This window comes from Ramlibacter tataouinensis TTB310, from assembly GCF_000215705.1.
Taxonomy (GTDB): domain Bacteria; phylum Pseudomonadota; class Gammaproteobacteria; order Burkholderiales; family Burkholderiaceae_C; genus Ramlibacter; species Ramlibacter tataouinensis.
This window is the reverse complement of sequence record NC_015677.1, coordinates 3,778,295-3,795,041: the sequence shown is the minus strand read 5'-3', so window position 1 is coordinate 3,795,041 and position 16,747 is coordinate 3,778,295. Positions and strand designations below refer to the sequence as shown.

Annotated in this window: 19 protein-coding genes; 6 read left to right on the top strand and 13 right to left on the bottom strand. The window is 69.0% G+C overall.

What is annotated here, in order from left to right; genetic code table 11:
* Nucleotides 1-45: 45 nt before the first annotated feature.
* The 3 genes from RTA_RS18200 to RTA_RS18190 all read right to left on the bottom strand — a co-directional run bounded on the left by RTA_RS18200 (nt 46) and on the right by RTA_RS18190 (nt 3,117).
* The gene (locus RTA_RS18200) at nt 46-1,203 is read right to left on the bottom strand and encodes a zinc-binding dehydrogenase (RefSeq protein ID WP_013902904.1); all 1,158 of its coding nucleotides are present in this window, start codon (nt 1,201-1,203) and stop codon (nt 46-48) included.
* A complete protein-coding gene (locus tag RTA_RS18195; RefSeq protein ID WP_041676584.1) occupies nt 1,200-1,808 on the bottom strand; it encodes a hypothetical protein in 609 nt (202 codons plus the stop codon). The genes RTA_RS18200 and RTA_RS18195 overlap by 4 nt, the downstream gene beginning before the upstream one ends.
* 166 nt (nt 1,809-1,974) lie before the next feature.
* Nucleotides 1,975-3,117 carry an AraC family transcriptional regulator gene (locus RTA_RS18190; protein WP_049871339.1) on the bottom strand — a complete coding sequence of 381 codons (1,143 nt, stop codon included), beginning with the start codon at nt 3,115-3,117 and terminating at the stop codon, nt 1,975-1,977.
* Nucleotides 3,118-3,137: 20 nt separating this feature from the next.
* Here RTA_RS18190 and RTA_RS18185 point away from each other — a divergent pair, with 20 nt between their 5' ends.
* The 3 genes from RTA_RS18185 to RTA_RS18175 all read left to right on the top strand — a co-directional run bounded on the left by RTA_RS18185 (nt 3,138) and on the right by RTA_RS18175 (nt 5,348).
* On the top strand, nt 3,138-4,115 hold the full coding sequence (locus RTA_RS18185) for a Bug family tripartite tricarboxylate transporter substrate binding protein (RefSeq protein WP_013902901.1): 978 nt from the start codon (nt 3,138-3,140) through the stop codon (nt 4,113-4,115).
* A gap of 45 nt (nt 4,116-4,160) precedes the next feature.
* Entirely contained in the window at nt 4,161-4,991 is an 831-nt protein-coding gene (locus tag RTA_RS18180) for a sugar phosphate isomerase/epimerase family protein (protein WP_013902900.1), read from the top strand.
* 132 nt (nt 4,992-5,123) lie between these two features.
* Nucleotides 5,124-5,348 carry a hypothetical protein gene (locus RTA_RS18175; protein WP_013902899.1) on the top strand — a complete coding sequence of 75 codons (225 nt, stop codon included), beginning with the start codon at nt 5,124-5,126 and terminating at the stop codon, nt 5,346-5,348.
* A gap of 302 nt (nt 5,349-5,650) precedes the next feature.
* Here RTA_RS18175 and RTA_RS18170 read toward each other — a convergent pair whose 3' ends face one another.
* Genes RTA_RS18170 through RTA_RS18145 form a run of 6 tightly spaced genes read right to left on the bottom strand, consistent with a single transcriptional unit; the run spans nt 5,651 to nt 11,995 of the window.
* Nucleotides 5,651-6,652 carry a D-2-hydroxyacid dehydrogenase gene (locus RTA_RS18170; protein WP_226986089.1) on the bottom strand — a complete coding sequence of 334 codons (1,002 nt, stop codon included), beginning with the start codon at nt 6,650-6,652 and terminating at the stop codon, nt 5,651-5,653.
* Nucleotides 6,649-7,623 carry a Bug family tripartite tricarboxylate transporter substrate binding protein gene (locus RTA_RS18165; RefSeq protein ID WP_013902897.1) on the bottom strand — a complete coding sequence of 325 codons (975 nt, stop codon included), beginning with the start codon at nt 7,621-7,623 and terminating at the stop codon, nt 6,649-6,651. Before RTA_RS18165 ends, RTA_RS18170 begins: the two co-directional genes overlap by 4 nt.
* Before the next feature lie 34 nt (nt 7,624-7,657).
* The gene (locus tag RTA_RS18160; RefSeq protein ID WP_013902896.1) at nt 7,658-8,440 is read right to left on the bottom strand and encodes a class II aldolase/adducin family protein; all 783 of its coding nucleotides are present in this window, start codon (nt 8,438-8,440) and stop codon (nt 7,658-7,660) included.
* 18 nt (nt 8,441-8,458) lie between these two features.
* On the bottom strand, nt 8,459-9,607 hold the full coding sequence (gene tcuB, locus RTA_RS18155) for a tricarballylate utilization 4Fe-4S protein TcuB (RefSeq protein ID WP_013902895.1): 1,149 nt from the start codon (nt 9,605-9,607) through the stop codon (nt 8,459-8,461).
* Nucleotides 9,594-10,997, bottom strand: a complete 1,404-nt coding sequence (tcuA, locus tag RTA_RS18150; RefSeq protein WP_041675742.1) for an FAD-dependent tricarballylate dehydrogenase TcuA — start codon at nt 10,995-10,997, stop codon at nt 9,594-9,596. The genes tcuB and tcuA overlap by 14 nt, the downstream gene beginning before the upstream one ends.
* A gap of 59 nt (nt 10,998-11,056) precedes the next feature.
* The gene (locus tag RTA_RS18145) at nt 11,057-11,995 is read right to left on the bottom strand and encodes a LysR substrate-binding domain-containing protein (RefSeq protein WP_041675741.1); all 939 of its coding nucleotides are present in this window, start codon (nt 11,993-11,995) and stop codon (nt 11,057-11,059) included.
* A gap of 102 nt (nt 11,996-12,097) precedes the next feature.
* Here RTA_RS18145 and RTA_RS18140 point away from each other — a divergent pair, with 102 nt between their 5' ends.
* A complete protein-coding gene (locus tag RTA_RS18140; RefSeq protein WP_013902892.1) occupies nt 12,098-13,060 on the top strand; it encodes a Bug family tripartite tricarboxylate transporter substrate binding protein in 963 nt (320 codons plus the stop codon).
* Nucleotides 13,061-13,063: 3 nt separating this feature from the next.
* Here RTA_RS18140 and RTA_RS18135 read toward each other — a convergent pair whose 3' ends face one another.
* The 4 genes from RTA_RS18135 to RTA_RS18120 form a co-directional block, all read right to left on the bottom strand.
* Entirely contained in the window at nt 13,064-13,423 is a 360-nt protein-coding gene (locus tag RTA_RS18135; RefSeq protein WP_041675740.1) for a response regulator, read from the bottom strand.
* Nucleotides 13,424-13,457: 34 nt separating this feature from the next.
* Nucleotides 13,458-14,873 carry an ATPase domain-containing protein gene (locus tag RTA_RS18130; protein ID WP_013902890.1) on the bottom strand — a complete coding sequence of 472 codons (1,416 nt, stop codon included), beginning with the start codon at nt 14,871-14,873 and terminating at the stop codon, nt 13,458-13,460.
* Nucleotides 14,874-14,877: 4 nt separating this feature from the next.
* Nucleotides 14,878-15,687: a sensor histidine kinase gene (locus tag RTA_RS18125; RefSeq protein WP_013902889.1), complete on the bottom strand. Its 810-nt coding sequence runs from the start codon at nt 15,685-15,687 to the stop codon at nt 14,878-14,880.
* Between the two features lie 168 nt (nt 15,688-15,855).
* Nucleotides 15,856-16,035: a hypothetical protein gene (locus tag RTA_RS18120; RefSeq protein WP_041675738.1), complete on the bottom strand. Its 180-nt coding sequence runs from the start codon at nt 16,033-16,035 to the stop codon at nt 15,856-15,858.
* A gap of 250 nt (nt 16,036-16,285) precedes the next feature.
* Here RTA_RS18120 and RTA_RS18115 point away from each other — a divergent pair, with 250 nt between their 5' ends.
* Together RTA_RS18115 and RTA_RS21055 are read left to right on the top strand one after the other, a co-directional pair.
* A complete protein-coding gene (locus RTA_RS18115) occupies nt 16,286-16,570 on the top strand; it encodes a hypothetical protein (protein WP_013902888.1) in 285 nt (94 codons plus the stop codon).
* A 2-nt stretch (nt 16,571-16,572) separates the two neighbouring features.
* Nucleotides 16,573-16,746 carry a hypothetical protein gene (locus tag RTA_RS21055; protein ID WP_013902887.1) on the top strand — a complete coding sequence of 58 codons (174 nt, stop codon included), beginning with the start codon at nt 16,573-16,575 and terminating at the stop codon, nt 16,744-16,746.
* The last annotated feature ends 1 nt before the right edge of the window (nt 16,747 follow it).

Sequence of the window (16,747 nt, the reverse complement as noted above, 5' to 3'; positions counted from 1 at the left end):
AAGGCCGAGCGCGTCCTTCGGTTCGGCACTTGCTGGGCCGTGACTTCACAGCGTCGCGCTGCTGCGCGGATCGATGATGACCTTGGCGTGGGCGTCGGGCGACCCGAGCAGGTCGAAGGCGCCTGACACGCCTTCGAGCCCGATGACGCCGGTGACGAGGGGGGAGGCGTCAATCCGGCCTTCGGCGAGCATCCGCAGGGTGTCGCGAAACTCCAGCGGGTCGTAGCCCATGACGAACCGCAGTTCGATCTCCTTGTTGATCGCCATGACGGGCCGAAACTGGTCTGGCTTCATGCAAACACCAGCCACCACGATGCGAGTGCTGAGCGGCACCTTGCTGATGATGTCGTCGATGACGCCGGGCACGCCCACGCACTCGAACACGATCGGCCGCTTCGGCGCCCTCGCCCCCACCTTGTCCAGTACCCGCAGGGCCACGTGCCAAGGAACCGGCAGCGCGCGCAACGCCATCATCCCCGTCAGGCCCTCGGCGGCCTGATCGGAGATCGAGTTCATGTAGCCCCGGCCGGCAAGGGATTCGTAGGGTGACCCGGCCGCAGGATCCACCGTCACCGCGGCGCCGCAGGCCTGGGCCAGTGCACGACGGCCCGGCGAATAGTCGCTCGCGACGATGGTCTCGACGCCGAAGGCCCTAAGGAGGCAGATGATCGCCAGTCCGACCGGACCGCAGCCGATCACCACCGCGGCATCCTTGCGGGTGATCTCCGACCGCCTGACGGCATGGAGCCCGATCGCCATCGGCTCCGTGAGGACCGCGACTTCCGGCGCGAGCCCGTTGGGCACGGGGATCGTGAACGCCTCCTCGACCAGCACCCGTTCGGCGTAAGCGCCCGGCGCCGATGCGGAAAGGCCGATGGCATGCATGCCGTCTGCCATGCGCACGAGCGGCAGCGCCACCACAGAAGCGCCCGTGCGAAGCTTCCTGGATGTGCCAGGTCCATGTTCGACCACGGTGCCGCAAAACTCGTGGCCGTAGACCACTTTCTCATGCGAGCGGGCGAAGCCGCCGTAGCCAGCCTGGGCCAGCACGTCGGCCTGCGCGTCCGCGTCATGGCGGGCGTGCAAGTCCGAGCCACAGATGCCGCAGCGGGTGACGTCCAGCACGAGCTGCCCTTCGCCGGGCACGGGCTCGGACAGGTCGACGACGCTCAGGCGGGCATGTTGCGAGACGACCGCCTTCATCGCGGAAGGAGGCTTTCGTCGAAAAGCTCCAGTGGCTTGATGTACGGGTCCAGCAATTGCCGGCTCTGCTGCGCCGTCAGCACGTCGGCCGGGTCCAGCTTGAACAGCCCGGCCTTCTCCGTGTCGAACTCCCAGACGTCCTCGCCCAGCAACCGGCAGCGGTCGTCGTAGGGCCACAGCATCATGATCTGCGACTTCTTGAGGTACATGGCCTGCGGGTCGACCTTCAGGCCTTCGGCGGCGAGCTCGGACCCCAGCACTTGGTGATAGCCGATGCCGCGGCCGATCACCATGTGGTCACCTACCGCCACGTCCTCATCCTCGACATAGAAGATGCACTGGTTCGTGGCGGTCCAGTGCCCGTACAGCGCACCCACCTGCTCCTTGCCCCGCAGCGTGAACGCGCTCTTGCCGGCAAGGTTGAACCGGTAGACAGGATGGTCCACCGTGAGCGCGGGGTCGAGGATCTCCTGCCATCGGCCGGCCGACTCGAGGTAGCGGTGACGCAGGTACGACTTCAGCAGGTACCGGTGCCGAGGGTTCGTGGTGGCGGCCAGGGCCTTCTCGACGGCAACGTTCTGCTGGGTGATGTCGAGTCGGCTCATGTCGATCTCGGAGGCCATGACAGTGGTTTCCTTTAGCGTGGATGCGCGTAGATTCGCTCGAAGGCCCAATGCTCGCGGATCGGATGGTTCGATGCTTGACTGCCAGCGACAAAGATTTGACGGACGGCGACACAGCCCCTGGGCCGCATGCCATCGCGAGCGCGGGCTAACCCCGTGCGCGTGAGCCGCTGAGGGCGGGCGACTCGGCCTGTAAGGCCCCGCGCCGAACTGCCAGCGGCGTATCGCCGAACCAGCGCTTGCAGGATCGCGCCAGGGCCGACTGCTGGGACAACCCCAGGCGTGCCGCAATGTCGGAAAGGGCCATGTCCGAACTGCGCAAGTACGTCCACGCGGCCTCGCGCATCGCGTCGTCGCGCATCGCTTCGAATGACTCACCAGCGTCTGCCAGGCGACGCTGCAACGTCCGCGGCTGCAATGCCAGCAGGCTGGCCACCTTGGCCAGGCTGGCATCCGAGTTCTCGAGGCCCGAGACGATAGCCAGGCGCACGCGGGCAATCAGGCCGTCCCGGCCGGCGCCGAAGTGCTTCTGGAGATAGTCGGTCGCCATGCCACGCAGCGACTCGTTGGCGTGGGGCAATGGTGCATTCAACAGCGCGCCGGAGACGACCAGCGCTGCCTTGTTCTGCCGGAACAGGACGGGCACTCCGAAACTGCGTTGGTAGGACGCTGGCGGTGCGATGGGGGCGTAGGGCAGATGAACCTCGTGCAGGAGGTAGTTCTCGCCGCCCAGCAAGCCCAGGATGCGGTGGCCGCCCCCCAGCACCAGGTCGATGGCCTGCCTCGCGGCTGCCTGGGGCCCTGCGCGAAATCCATAACAGAGTTCGATGCGGCCGGGACCGTCCCTGTGCGGCACCGTGGAAATCGACATCCCGTCGTGGTGCACGAACATGTACTTGGAAACGACATCCAGGGCTTCCTTGACCGTTCGCGCGTTCTCGATCGCGATGGCAATGGGCCCGAGGATCCGGATGTCCTGCAACTGCGCGAGCCGAAGTCCGAAATCGGGGCACCGCAGGGACTTGGCGCTGGCCTCCAGCAACCGGCCGATCTGCCGGGCCGGGAGCAGCATCTCCTCGTCGCTCAGGTCCTCCGGCAGGCCATGTGCGGCGAGCAAGGCGCCCCCGTCGCCTCCCAGGCGACGGGCCAGCTCGACAAATCCCCGCAGACCCGCGGCGCGCACTGTATGAGGCATGTCGTTCAGTGTCAAAAAAATGGCGCTAGTCGTCAAGACGATTGCTTTGTCACCCTCGAGCATTGGCATTCGCAAGCCAGTCATGTTGAAGCTCATGACCCGATCGAGGAGATGACATGGCGATTCCAAGACGCTCACTGATCAAAGCGGGACTGCTTCTGGCCGCCGGCGCCGTGCCGCTGGCAAGAGCCCAAGGCTGGAGCCCGCCGCGACCGGTTCGACTGGTCCTCGGTGCGCCTCCGGGCGGCGCAGCCGATTTCGTCGCGCGGGAGCTGGCGGCGTTGATGGAGCGCAACTTGGGACAACCCATGGTGTTGGATCACAAGCCAGGCGCGGCGGGCGCCATTGGCGCCGAAGCCGTCGCTTCAGCCGCAGCCGACGGGCTGACGATGGGATTGCTCGACAGTGGGCCGCTGACCGTGGTTCCCAACACCCGCCGCACGCCCTACGACCCGCGCACGAGCTTCCAATTCATCGGCATCGTGACCAAGGGCCCTTTGGTGGTGGTCGTGCGGCCGGATTTCCCGGCAAAGAACATCCAGGAACTGATCGCGCACGCCAAGTCACGGCCGGGTCGCCTGACTTACGCGTCGTCGGGCCTGGGTTCCATCCACAACATGGCGACCGAGTACTTCAAGTCCGCGACGCAGACTTTCATCACGCACATCCCGTACAGGGGAGCCGTGCAAGCGCTGAACGATGTCGCGGGCGGATCGGTGGATGTCGCCTTCGCGTCCATCACGGCCGCCGTGTCCATGACGCAGGCCGGCAAGCTGCGGGCGATCGGAGTGACTTCGCCCGAGGAAGTCCCGGTGTACCCGGGCGTCAAGCCGATCGCGCAGCAAGGCGTTGCCGGTTTCGACGCGCAAGGCTGGTTCGTGCTGGCTGCTCCCAGGGGACTGCCGGCACCGATCAGCGAACGGTACAGCGAGGCCCTGAGGACGGCGCTGAACACGCCTGGCGTGCGCGCCAAGCTCGCGTCGCAGGGAAGCAGCGCCCCGGCCAGCGATCCCCAGAGCACCTTGAAGCTGGTCAACGAGGACTTCGCCAAGTGGAAGCGGATCATCGCGGCGCAGAACCTCAAGTTCGACTAGCCCCGCTGCGGACCCGGAGCGACTCTCACCAATGCAGGAGATGGAATGTCATTGATCGATCGGATCGGCGTGGATATGGGCGGGCGCCGTCCATTGGAGGAAGCGCTGAAGGTGGCGGCGGCCAGCGGGCTGAAGTACATCGACGTGCAGCTCGACACCGGGGCGAACAAGGTCAATGCCTTTGACGATGTCCGCATCGCGGCGGTGCGTGCCTTGGCCGAACGGCTGGGCGTGAAGTTCGGCTTGCATACTTTGTCTGCCGTCAACGTGGCCGAGTACTCGCCCTTCCTGGACGAGGCCATGGACAACTACCTGCGGGCCTACATCGACATCGCCCCCAAGCTCGGCGCGCAGCACATCGTCGTGCACGCCGGCTACCACTTCAGTTCCGACAAGGCCCGCCGCATGGAGGTCGGGCGCGAACGGCTGGCGCGCATGGCCGACTACGCGCACAAGAAAGGCGCGTTGCTGCTGCTGGAGAACATGAACAAGGAGCCGGCGGACGCCGAGGTGCACTACCTCGCGCACACCCTCGAAGAGTGGCAATACTATTTCGAGGAGATCGACTCCCCCGCCCTCGCGCTGTCGTTCACCGCGAACCACGCCCACCTGGTGCCCGAAGGCATCGATGGCTTCCTTGACCACATGCCGTTGGAACGTGTGTTCGAGGTCCGCCTGGCAGACTGCCTGCGGAACGGGAAGGAAGAGCACCTGATGATCGGAGACGGCGACCTCGACTTCGGGCGGCTCTTCGCCCGTCTCGAAAGCAAGGGCTTTCGCGGCCACTACGTCAATGCCTTCGTTTCGCTGGAAGCGATGTTGAGCGCGCGGCCGCAGTTGGTGGAGTTGGCGCGGTCCGCTGGCGTGAGCGTGTGACCTCCGACGAGTCGAACGCCGCGTGGAGCAGCTCGTTCCGCAGGACGCGGGCCATACTCGACCATCACCGAGCTTCAGCGCACGATTCAGCAACTGCTCGGGGCGGGGCTGACACAGGCGGCGGAACGCTTCATGGCGTTTGAAGAATCCGTCTCCACCGGACCGGCGCCGGGCCGGGGCGTCGAGCGATTCCGCGCGCGATTGCTCGCCATGCTTCTGAAGAAGCAATATAGCGGCATCCTGAGCGCGAAACTTCCCGAAGCGCTGTCGCCGCAAGACGCGGCTGCCGCGCAGGACGTGCTGGAGATGCATCACGGTCTGTCCACCTCGAAGCCGGCACCCACAAGGACCCGGTGAAGGCGCAGGCCCTCTTTCATCGCCTGCACTCCAAGCACCCCGCACTCACGACCTTGCGCGCGATCGACCCGGCGAGGGCCCCGCCGGCGTCCGTGGCCGTGGAAGCCGTGGCACGGGCACGAGAGGGGTTGCCCGAGCAGGCCCTCCTCGTGCTGAAACACGCGGAGCTCGGGTTTTTTGGAAGCTGCCCCAGCCGCCAGAACGCCAAGCCCTTGATCTGTAACAGGTCAGGGGCTTTTTGCTTATGGGCGCGCTGCGTCTACCTGCGGGCTTGGTACACCAAGCAGGTACACCGCAAACTCCTAGCCGCCCACCCGATTCGCCAGCGCCTCCCCCCGGTGCCAGCGCCCCAGGTTGTCCAGGAACATGCGCGCCACCCGCGCCTCGTTGCCGTCCGAGAACCCGGCGCTGTGGGGCGTGACGATCACGTTCGGCAAATCCCACAGCGGCGAATCCGGCGACAGCGGCTCCGTCGCGAACACGTCGAGGTAGGCGCCGGCCAGCCTTTGGGCCTGCAGCGCGGCGATCAGTGCCGGCTCGTCCACCACCTCGCCGCGCGCCACGTTGACGATCCCGCCGTGCGGCGGCAGCAGGGCCAGCTCGGCGGCGCCGACCAGGCCGCGCGTCTGCGGCGTGAGCGGGCAGGCCAGCACCAGCCAGTCGGCCTGGGGCAGCAGTTCGCGCCACTGGCCCACCCCGACGAAGCGCACATCTTCGTCCGCACTGCTGCCCGCTTCCCGGCGCACCGCCACCACCCGCAGCCCCAGCGCGCGCAGCAGGCGCCCGATCTCGCGGCCCACGGGCCCCCAGCCGACCACGATCGCCGTCTGGCCCTGCAGGTCGCGCGGCAGGCCGCTCTCGATCAGCGGCGCCCAGCGGCGCTCGCGCTGGGCGGCCAGCAGCCGCGGCCAGTGCCGGGCCAGCATCAGCAGGCCCAGCACCGCGGTCTGCGCGACCACCGGCGCGTTGGCGCCCGAGGAGGTCGTGACCTGAACGCCGCGCTCGCGCAGCTCCACGAACACGGGCCGGTCGGCGCCGGCCGAGTGGATGTGGACCCACCGCAGCCCCGCTGCGGCACGCAGCGCGTCGTACATCCGCTGCGTCGGTGGCAAGACCCGGTGCTTGGTCGACAGGCCCGTCACGTCGCGCGAGACGAAGGCCGCCTGCGCCAGCGCGGCATCGGGGTGGTCGGGCGACAGCGTGACGTGCGCGCGGCCGCCGAGCACACGGGCGATGTCCGGGCTCAGCTTGCCCGCCGCCTCCGCCGACATCAAAAGGCGCAGCGGCCCGTCCGGCGGGTTCAACTCGCCGTGGCGCCGGACTCGCGCACCACCACCCGCCACTTCTCGTATTCCTTCATCACGAACTGCTTGAACTGCTCCGGCGAGCCGCCCACCGGGTCGGCGCCCTCGCGCACCATCTGCGCCTCGAGCGACGGCAAGGCCTCGTTCACCGCCTTGTTCAAGGTGGCGATCACCGCCTCGGACGTTCCCTTGGGCGCGAAGAAGCCGAACCAGGAGCCGGCCTCGAAGCCGGGGAAGCCCTTCTCGGCGACGGTCGGCACGTCCGGCATCGAGCGCGAGCGCTTGACGCTGGTGACAGCCAGGGCCCGCAGGCCGCCCGCGTGGATATGCTGGATCACCGAGGGGATGGTGGCGAACATGAACTGCAGCCGGCCGGCCAGCAGGTCCTTGAGCGCGTCCGCGCCCTTATAGGGCACGTGCGTGGTCGTGATGCCGGCGCGCTTGCCCAGCATGTAGCCCGACAGGTGAGAGGAGGTGCCGATGCCGGTCGAGCCATAGTTCGCCTGCCCGGGGTGGGCCTTGGCATAGGCGACGAGCTCCTCCAGGGTGCGCGCCGGCACCGCAGGGTGGACCACCAGCACGTTGGGCACGTCCGCGATCTGCACCACCGGCACCAGGTCGGTCAGCGGGTCGATGTTGAGCTTGGTGTAGAGCGTGGGGTTGACCGCGATCGGCCCCACCGAGTTCACGATCAGCGTGTAGCCGTCGGGCGTGGCGCGGGCGGCCATCTCCGTGCCGATGTTGCCGCCGGCGCCCGGCTTGTTGTCGATGACGTAAGGCTGCCTGAGCCGCTCGGACAGCTTCTGGCTCACGGCCCGGGCCAGGATGTCGGTGGTGCCGCCGGCGGTGAAGGCGACGATCACGCGGACGGGGCGCGAGGGATAGTCGGCGGCCTGTGCCCAGGCGGCCGGGGCGGCCAGTGCCGCCGCGCCGGCCAGCACCGTCCTCCTGCGGATGAAGTCGGGTTCCATGCTTGTCTCCTTGTCGTTGGTGTGTCGTCTCGGGTCAGGTCTTGTAGCTCGGGTCCAACCGGTCGAGCTTGCGCAGCAGCGCCGGCCACTCCATCAGGCCATAGGGCCGGCGCGTGCCGGGCTGGTAGTTGTTCCAGGTCTCCTCCAGCACGTGCTGGGGCACCGGCCGCAGCTTGGTGTTGCAGGACATGGCGCCGATCTGCGAGCGGCAGGACAGCTCCAGCCGGTGCGTCCAGTTGAAGGCCTCCCCGGTCGTGCGCCCGACCACCAGGGCACCGTGGTTGCGCAGGATCAGCGCTTCGCCCTGGCCCAGGTCGCGCACCAGCGATTCCTTCTCGGCCTCGTCCAGCACCACGCCCTCGTACTCGTGGTAGCCGATCTTGAGGAAGCGCATGGCGGTCTGCGTGATCGGCAGCAGGCCGCAGTCCAGCGCCGACACCGCCATGGAGGCCCAGCTGTGCGTGTGGATGACGCAGCCCACCTCCGGCCGCGCCTCGTGGATGGCGCTGTGGATCACGTAGCCGGCCTTGTTGATGCCGTAGTTGAGCGCGCCGAAGTCGGGCTTGGCAAGGATGTTGCCCGCCAGGTCCACCTTGATCAGGCAGGAGGCGGTGATCTCCTCGTACATCATCCCGTAGGGGTTGATGAGGAAGCTTTCCTCGCCCGGCACCCGCACCGAGATGTGGTTGGCCATCATGTCGGACATGCCGTAGAGGTCCACCAGGCGGTAGCACGCGGCCAGGTCGACGCGGGCCTGCCACTCCTCGGGGGAGCACCGGCTTTTCATCGAGGGAAACTGCAGCACACCTTCGCTCATCTGACTTCTCCTGTGTTCTTAGTCGGCGCCCAGCTGCAGCCGGTTCGGCTGCCGCCGCTCGATGGCCCATTTCAGCAGCGCCGCCACGCGGTAGACCGCATGGGCGAACTTGCCGTAGGGCAGGGTGAGGAACAGCGCCATCACGGTGCCCAGGTGCACCGCGAGCAGCAGGGCCATCACGCCGGTGTCGCGCAGCGCCAGCAGCGCCAGGCCGGTGAGGCTGGTGGCGAACAGCAGCACGATGAAGGCCCGGTCCATGGGGCGCTGGCGCGGGTCGCCCTGCAGCGGATGGCGGCGCATGTTCAGCCACAGCAGGCCCGCGGGTCCGGCCAGCAGGCCCAGCCCGCCCACCGTGCCGAGCACGACCGGCAGGCTGGTGAGCGCGTAGGGCGCGGGCAGGCCCAGGGCGTAGTGGTACAGCGTGGCCACGCAGGTCGAGGCGAAGCACAGCATGAAGCCGTAGAAGGTCAGGTGGTGGAAGCGCCGGCGCAGCAGCGTGAACCGGTCGTCCGACTCGTTGCAGCCATCGCCATGGCCGCCGTCCAGGTAAGTGAGGGCCAGCGCATGCCGTGTCGCCTCGCCGGCGGCGGCCGGCGTGACCGGGCCGGGCGACTGGCCGCGCCAGAACCGCACGCCACCTATCGCCAGCGCCAGCACCGCCCAGCCGAAGGCCGCGCCGAACATCCAGGCCATCAGCGAGTGCGGGAAGACGGCGTAGAAATTGCCGGCCAGCGGTTCGTGCAGCAAGGTGCCCCGCATCGCCAGCGCGAGCACCAGGAACAGCGCCAGGCCGGCCGCAGTCGCCAGGGCCACCGTGACGCCGTTGCGGCGGTACAGGGCTCCGAACGCCCGGGGCCATGCGTACTCGGTGTAGGTCTCCTGGCGCACCTGGGCCATGGCCCGCGGCACGTTGACGGCGAACTCGTGGGGCGGCGCGTACTGGCAGGCGTGCAGGCAGGCGCCGCAGTTGTGGCAGAGGTTGGCCAGGTAGTGCGCGTCGCCGGCGCCGAATTCCAGCCGGCGCGTCATGGCGGGGAAGACGGCGCAGAAGGTCTCGCAGTAGCGGCAGGCATTGCAGATCTGCATCTGGCGCGAGACTTCCGCGGTCGCCGCGGCGCCGTTGGCCAGCGCGACGGCCTGCCGCGTCAGGGCGTCAAGCGATTGCATGCGCGTCCTCCTTCAGCGCGGCCCGCGCCGCTTGGGTGCCGGCGATGCGGCCGAAGGCCGTGCCTATGCTCATTCCCACCCCGGCCGTGTAGCCCCTGCCCAGCACGTTGCCCGCCATCATCTCGCCGGCCACGAACAGGTTGTCGCTGGGCTCGCCGCCGAAATGCACCCGCGCCCGCGCGTCGGTCTTGAGGCCCAGGTAGGTGAAGGTGACGCCCGGGCGCAGGGCATAACCGTAGAAGGGCGCCTGGTCGATCGGGCGCGCCCAGTGGGTCTTGGGCGGCGTGAGCCCCTCGGTGTGGCAGTCGTCCAGCACGGTGTGGTCGAAGCTGCCCACGCGGCAGGCGGCGTTGTAGTCGTTCAGGGTTCGCATGAAGGTCGCCTCGTCCAGCTCCAGCTTGCGTGCCAGTTCCGGCAGGGTGCCGGCCTTCACGCCGGGGAAGACCGGCGGCATGAAGCGGCCGACGGCCTTGCTGTCGATGATGCAGTAGCCGATCTGCCCCGGCTGCAGGGCCACCAGCCGTCCCCAGATGGCGTAGCGCTTGGGCCAGAAGTCCTCGCCCTCGTCGTAGAAGCGCACCGCGTCGCGATTCACCATCACGCCCAGCGACACCGCGTCCACGCGCGTCACGATGCCACCGTCGTACAGCGGGGCGCGGGCGTCGATGGCCACGCAATGGGCCTGGGTCGGGTCGCCGATGATGTCGGCGCCCTGCGCCGTCATGTGCTTGAGCAGCACGCCCTGGTTGAAGCGGGTGCCCCGGATGATGAAGTTGTCGGCCGGCCATTCGCCGCGCTCGTTCTGCCCCCAGGCTTCGCGCAGCCACTCCCGGTTCGACTCGAAGCCGCCGGCGGCGAGCACGCAGGCCCTGGCCTCGATGCGCTCGCGCCCGACGCAGGCGGCGACGAAGCGGCCGTCCTGAATCTCCAGCCGGTCCACCGGCGAGTCGTACCGGATGTCCACGCCCAGGTTCTCGGCGCTGCGGTAGTAGGCGTTGACCAGCGCCTTGCCGCCGCCCATGAAGAACGCGTTGGTGCGCGACAGGTGCAGCGTCCCCGCCAGCGAAGGCTGGAAGCGCACGCCGTGCCTGCGCATCCAGTCGCGGCAGGTGGAGGAGGCCCGGATCACCAGCCGGGCGAGCCGCTCGTCGGTGTTGCCGCCCGTGACCTTTAGCAGGTCCTGCCAGAACTCTTCCTCGGGGTAGGCGTCGACCAGCACGTCCTGCGGGGCATCGTGCATGCAGCGCAGGTTGCGGGTGTGCTGCGAATTGCCGCCCCGCCACTCGCGCGGCGAAGCTTCCAGCAGCAGCACGCGGGCGCCCGCCTCGCGGGCCGTCAGGGCTGCGCACAGGGCGGCATTGCCGCCGCCAATGACCAGGACATCATGCATCGCGTGGCACTGTAGACCGCATCGCGGCGGCCGGCCAGACGCTACCGCTGAGACAGGTATCAGTTTGCGTGATGGCTGGCCCGGGCACCTACCCAGCGCCCCGTGCGGACCAGCTCCCGCGCGCAGTCCGCCAGCGCCACCCGCACCGCGCGCGCCGCCGGCGAGAGCTCCTCGTCGGACACGCTGCACAGCGAGTTCAGGCGCCGCAGCCGCCCGTCGGTGATCTCGGCGACCTCGAAGGCCTCGTCGGCATCCGCGAAGCGCGCCAGGGCGGCGCGCGGCTGGATGGTGCAGCCCAGTCCGGCGCGCACGGCCTCCATCAGCATGGCCAGCGAATCGATCTCCACCGGCAGCAGGCGGCGCAGCCGGCTGGTCGAGAGCGCCGCGTCCAGGGTGCTGCGCAAGCCATGCGAGCCGCTGGGCAGGATGAGGGGGAAGTCCTTGAGGTCCGCCAGCCGGATGCGGGCCGGCAGGGATGCACGCCCCGGGCCGCGAGCCTGGATGAGGTAGAGCTTTTCCTCGATCAGCGGCGTCACGCTCCAGCGCCGGCCGGGATCGGTGTCGAACAGCACGGCCAGGTCCAGCTGCCGGCCGTTGAGCATGGACGACAGATGCCCCGAGAGGCTCTCGACCATGTGCAGACGCACGTCCGGGTAGCGCTCGCGCACCGCCACCATCAGGGGCAGGCCCAGGATCGATGCGGTGGTGGGTGCCAGCCCCACGCTGACCACGCCGGACAGGCGCGACTGCTGGGCCGCGCGCACGGCTTCGTCGGCGTGCCGCAGCGCGAGCTGGGCCTGCTGCAGGAAAGCCAGGCCGGCCTCCGTGGGCGTCACGCCCTTTGAACTGCGCTGCAGCAGGCGGGTGGACAGCTCGCCCTCCAGCTTGGCGATCTGCTGGCTCAGGGCCGGCTGCACGATGTCCAGCTCCACGGCGGCCCGGCTCATGCTGCCCTGCTCGACGACGCACACGAAGTAGCGCAACTGTCTCAGTTCCATGCGGGCTAGCGTACACCCGCCGAGCCAGGCCATCGCGGGAACTGATGGCGGCCGCGCCGGGCCGCTGTAAGCTCCGGGCCGTCACATCACAAGGAGACACCCATGATGCAACGCAGACTGCTGGTCCTGCTCGCCCTTCTGTCGGCCGGCCTGGTCCAGGCGCAGGACTTCCCGCCCAAGAAACCGGTCACGCTGCTGGTGGGCTTCGCGCCCGGCGGCGCCGCCGACGGCGCGGCACGGATGATCGCCAAGAAGCTGGGCGAGAACATCGGCCAGTCCATCGTGGTGGAGAACAAGGCTGGCGCCGGCGGCAACATCGCCCACCAGCAGGTCGCGCAAGGGCCGGCCGACGGCAGCATGCTGCTGCTCGGCTCGATCGGCCCGCTGACGATCGCGCCGCACATGATGAAGCTGCCGTACGACCCCTTCAAGGACCTGGCGCCCATCTCGGGCGGCGTGTATTTCCCGAGCGTGCTGGTGGTCAACGCCCAGAGCGGGCCCAAGACGCTGGCCGAGTTCGTCGCCCTGGCGAAGAAGCAGCCCGGCTCGGTCAGCTATGCCTCGACCGGCCCCGGCTCGGCCTCCCACCTGACCGGCGAGCTGTTCGGCAAGCGCATCGGCGCCGAGCTGCTGCACGTGCCCTACCGCGGCGGCTCCCAGGCCATGCCCGACCTGCTGGCCGGCCGCTTCACCGGCTACTTCGCCGCGCCGCCCACGGCGCTGCCGCACATCGAGTCGGGCAAGGTGCTCGCGCTGGCGACCACCGGCCTGAAGCGGGCCGCCCACCTGCCGAACACGCCCACCGTCGCGGAGTCCGGCGTTCCCGGCTTCGAGGCGCTGAACTGGTACGCCTTCGTGGGCCCGGCCAAGATGCCGGCGGCGCTCCTGGACCGCTGGAACCAGGAGATCGTCAAGGTGCTGAACGATGCCGAAACGCGGGAGTACCTGACCAAGCACGGCCTGACGCCGCACCCGACCAGCCGCGCCGAACTGGCCGAGTTCATGCGCAAGGAGTCGGCTCAGTGGGGCGCCATCGTGAAGGAGCGCAAGATCGTCGGCGAATGACCGTCAGGCGGCCTGGCCGGGCAGCAGCGAGCGGACGCTGGCCAGGAACTGCTCGAGGCCGAAGGGCTTGCGCAGGAAGGCTTCGTACTCGATGCCGTAGGAGCGCAGCGCCGCCTCGGGCGCGCCGCTGATCAGCAAGACGGGCAGCCGGCGGTAACGCTCACGTTCGCGCAGCGCCCGCACCAGCTCCGCGCCGTTCATGCCGGGCATCATGAAGTCGGTGATCAGCAGGTCCGGCGCCGCGTCTTCCAGGCGCTCGAGCGCCTGGTGGCCGTTGGCGGCCACCGTGACCTGCAATCCTTCGCCGGCCAGGATCAGGGCAAGGACGTCCGTGCCGGCGATCTCGTCATCGACGAGCAGCACGCGCCCCGGTGGCGTCGTTGCGACCGTGACCTCCTCAGCTGCCAAGAGGCGGATCCTCCTTCAGCACGACCACCCCGTCGTCGCCCAGGACCGCCTCGCGCACGCGCAGATCGGCCCGGGTGACGCGGCTCTTGCCGATCCAGATGAAGCGGCGGACGGCGCGCTCGTGGCTCATCTCGCAGTTCACGATGGTGTCCGCCAGCGCGGACATGGTCGCCGTGTCCATGGGCCGGGCGCCCCCGGGCTGCTGCGACTCGACCGTGACCAGCGTGGTCGCGCCGAGCCGGCGCAGCTCGTTCATCAGCGCGCTCAGGAAGGCGCCGCCCCGTTCGCCGAACGAGGGCGTGGCATAGAAGCCGCCCAGCCCGTCGATGACCACGCGCCGCGGGCGGATCGCCTCGATGCGGGCCAGGAGCTCGGCTGCCAGCTGGTCCAGGATGTTCTCGCCGAAGGGGCGCCAGATGAATTCGACGCCGTCGCCGGACCGGCCCAGGTGCGGCGAGATGCCCTGCAGGCGCGCGATCGTCTCCAGCAGCTGCGGTGATTCGTAGAAGCCCAGGAACAGGCCCTTCTCGCCGGCGGAGGCCGCGGCCAGGAAGTGCAGCGCCAGCGTGGTCTTGCCGCTGCCGGAGGGGCCGCACAGCATGGTGATGCTGCCCTGCGCATACCCCCCGATCTCGAATATCCCGTCCAGCGCCTTGACGCCGCTCGAGACGCCCGTGGTCTTCACGCCGCCGTCGGGGCCGGCCCGGCGCGCCGCTTCCAGCCGCGGGTAGATGGTGATGCCATCGCCGCCGATCACGAAGGTGTGGTTGCCGCGCAGGGTGGCGCTGCCGCGGAACTTGACGATCTCGATGTTGCGCTCGCGGCGGGGGCCGTAGGCGCTCTCGCGCAGCAGCAGGATGCCGTCCACCATGGTCTGCTCGGCGGACACGGGCCGGTCCGCGTCTTCGCTGGTCAGCAGCAAGGTCGTGCAGCCGGTCAGGACGGAGTGGGACTGGATGTCGCTGACGAAGACCTTCAGTTCCTCGTCGGAGGCCGCCGCGCTGGCCGCCATCACCAGCCCGTCCAGCACCAGGATGCCCGCGCGGCGGGTGCGCATCTCGCTGCGCAGCAGCTCGACCACGCCCTTGAGCCCCCGGCTGCGAAGCGCGTCGAAGGCGCTCACGTAGTACACGCTGTTCGGGACCGCCGATGCCTCGTAGAACGAGAACGCGCCCAGATGCTGGAACAGCCGCGCGTGGGATTCGGCCAGCAGGGTGACGTACACCACGTGCCCGCCGCCGGCGGCGTACTGGTGCCCGATCTGGTTGGCCAGGATGGTCTTTCCCGCGCCCGGCATGCCTTGCAGGATGTAGACGCCCGACTTGAGCAGGCCGCCCCCGGTGATCTCGTCCAGCCCCGGCACGCCGCTCGCCACCCGCGCGAGCGGGAGCTCTGATGCGTTCACTGCTTCAACTCCGTCCGTTGTCATGGCCCATGGGCAGGGTCACGCGAAACACCGAGCCCCGGCCGGCTTGGCTCTCGACCTGGATGCTGCCGCCGTGCGCGGCCACCATCCGGCCGACGATCCACAATCCCAGCCCGAAGCCGCCGCGGTAGTGGGTGCCATGCACGATTCTCTCGAATTTCTCGAAGATCCTGTCGACGTGCGCCGCGTCGATCCCTGGCCCCTGGTCCGCCACCTCGAACCGGGCGGTATTGTCCTGCACCGCGGCCCGAACCCGGACCGGCGTGTGCTGTCCGTACTTGAGGGCGTTGCTGATCAGGTTGCACAGGATCTCTTCCGCCATGTGCGCATCCCACCAGCCGACCCCGTCATCGTCCACTTCAGCCCGCAGCGTGACGCCCTGGAACTGGGCGTCGTCCCTGTACGCATCAACGGCATCCTCGACCAGTTGCCGGATATCCACCGGGCTGCGCGCCGGCTCGAGCTGTCCCGTGTTGAGGCGCGACACATCCAGCAGCACGACGGCGCGGCGCACGTACCGGTCGGCGCTGCGGCGGGCCCGCTGGATTTCGTCGCGCAGCGGCTGGTCCGCATTGTTCGCGGCCATGCGCTCCAGGACAGCCAGCCGGAGCGCCAGTGTGTTCAGGGGGGAACGGAGCTCATGCGCGGCCAGCGCCAGGAAATCGTCCCGGGCCCGCACCGCCGCCTCGAGTTCGACAATGCGCTCCCGCAAGCCCGCTTCGCCGTTGACAGCGACCGGCTCGCTGGGCCGCTCCTGCGCCGCCGACGCGGCCGGGCTGGGGGGAGTAGACAAGATTCCTGAGGGGGATGACTTTTCGAGTCGAGCAGCATACCCCTCAGTCGCAGGGGGACCAATTGCAGAGTTTCAAATTTTTCCGGACCCGGTGGAACTGTGCCATCGGGTCCATGCTGCACCTCGTCGGCGGCAGCGGCCGCCGACGATGAGGCTGGGCAGCCCGCCTCAGCGCCAGTGGAAGTTGGCAGCCGCCAGGTAGCGCGGATGCGTGCGCGTCTGCCAGTGCGCATGCAGCTGCAGCAGCGGCGCGCCGGCAGCCGCAGCGCCCCGGGCGGACTCGTGGCGAGCCTGGGACGACGGCTTGGCCGATTGGAAGGTGGCAGTGGGGGCGGGGGTGTGGGGCATGGCAACTCTCCTGTGCATGAACATGTTCACGGCCGCGCCGGCCCGTCCGGTTCAGCCATCGGCTTGTTCCCGTGTCAGTGTCTGTCCGACACGTGGGCCTGCGGACCGCATATCAACTGGGCCGTGCGCTATGGTTCATGTAGCGCTCCAGGACGGATGTCGGTCTGTGCTGACAGGGACGGGGGGCCTGGACTGAGTGCCCCGGCGCCCGCGCGGCCGGACCATGAGGCAACCAGGAAGGAGCCACGCCATGTGCCCCACCGACACCACGCCCGACCCGCGCGACATGCTGCGCGCCCCCGATGAGCCCGAGTTCCTGCAGCCCGCGCCGCAAGCGCAGGCCGGTCGCCAAGCCCGCGATGCGGACGAGGCGCAAGCGCCCGATGAGGCGGCGCTCGACGAGCGTCCGCCGCTGCCCGCCCAGCCGGTACTGACCGCCGTCGATATCGAGGACGAGGAGGCCGACCCGGTGGGCGACGACAGCCCCGGCCTGGCCGAGCGGTTCCAGTCCGACGCCACCTTGCAGCGAGGCTGACGATGCAGCGCGTGCCCGTGGACCTGCACACGCCCGAGCCCATACCGCCCACGCACGATCCCGATCCCCAGCCGGGCGATCGCAAACCCAAGGCGCCGCCGGCCGAGGACGAGCGCGGACCGCAGGCGCCCATCGAACTGCCGGGCCAGCCGCACGCACCCGAGCGGGTGCACTGAA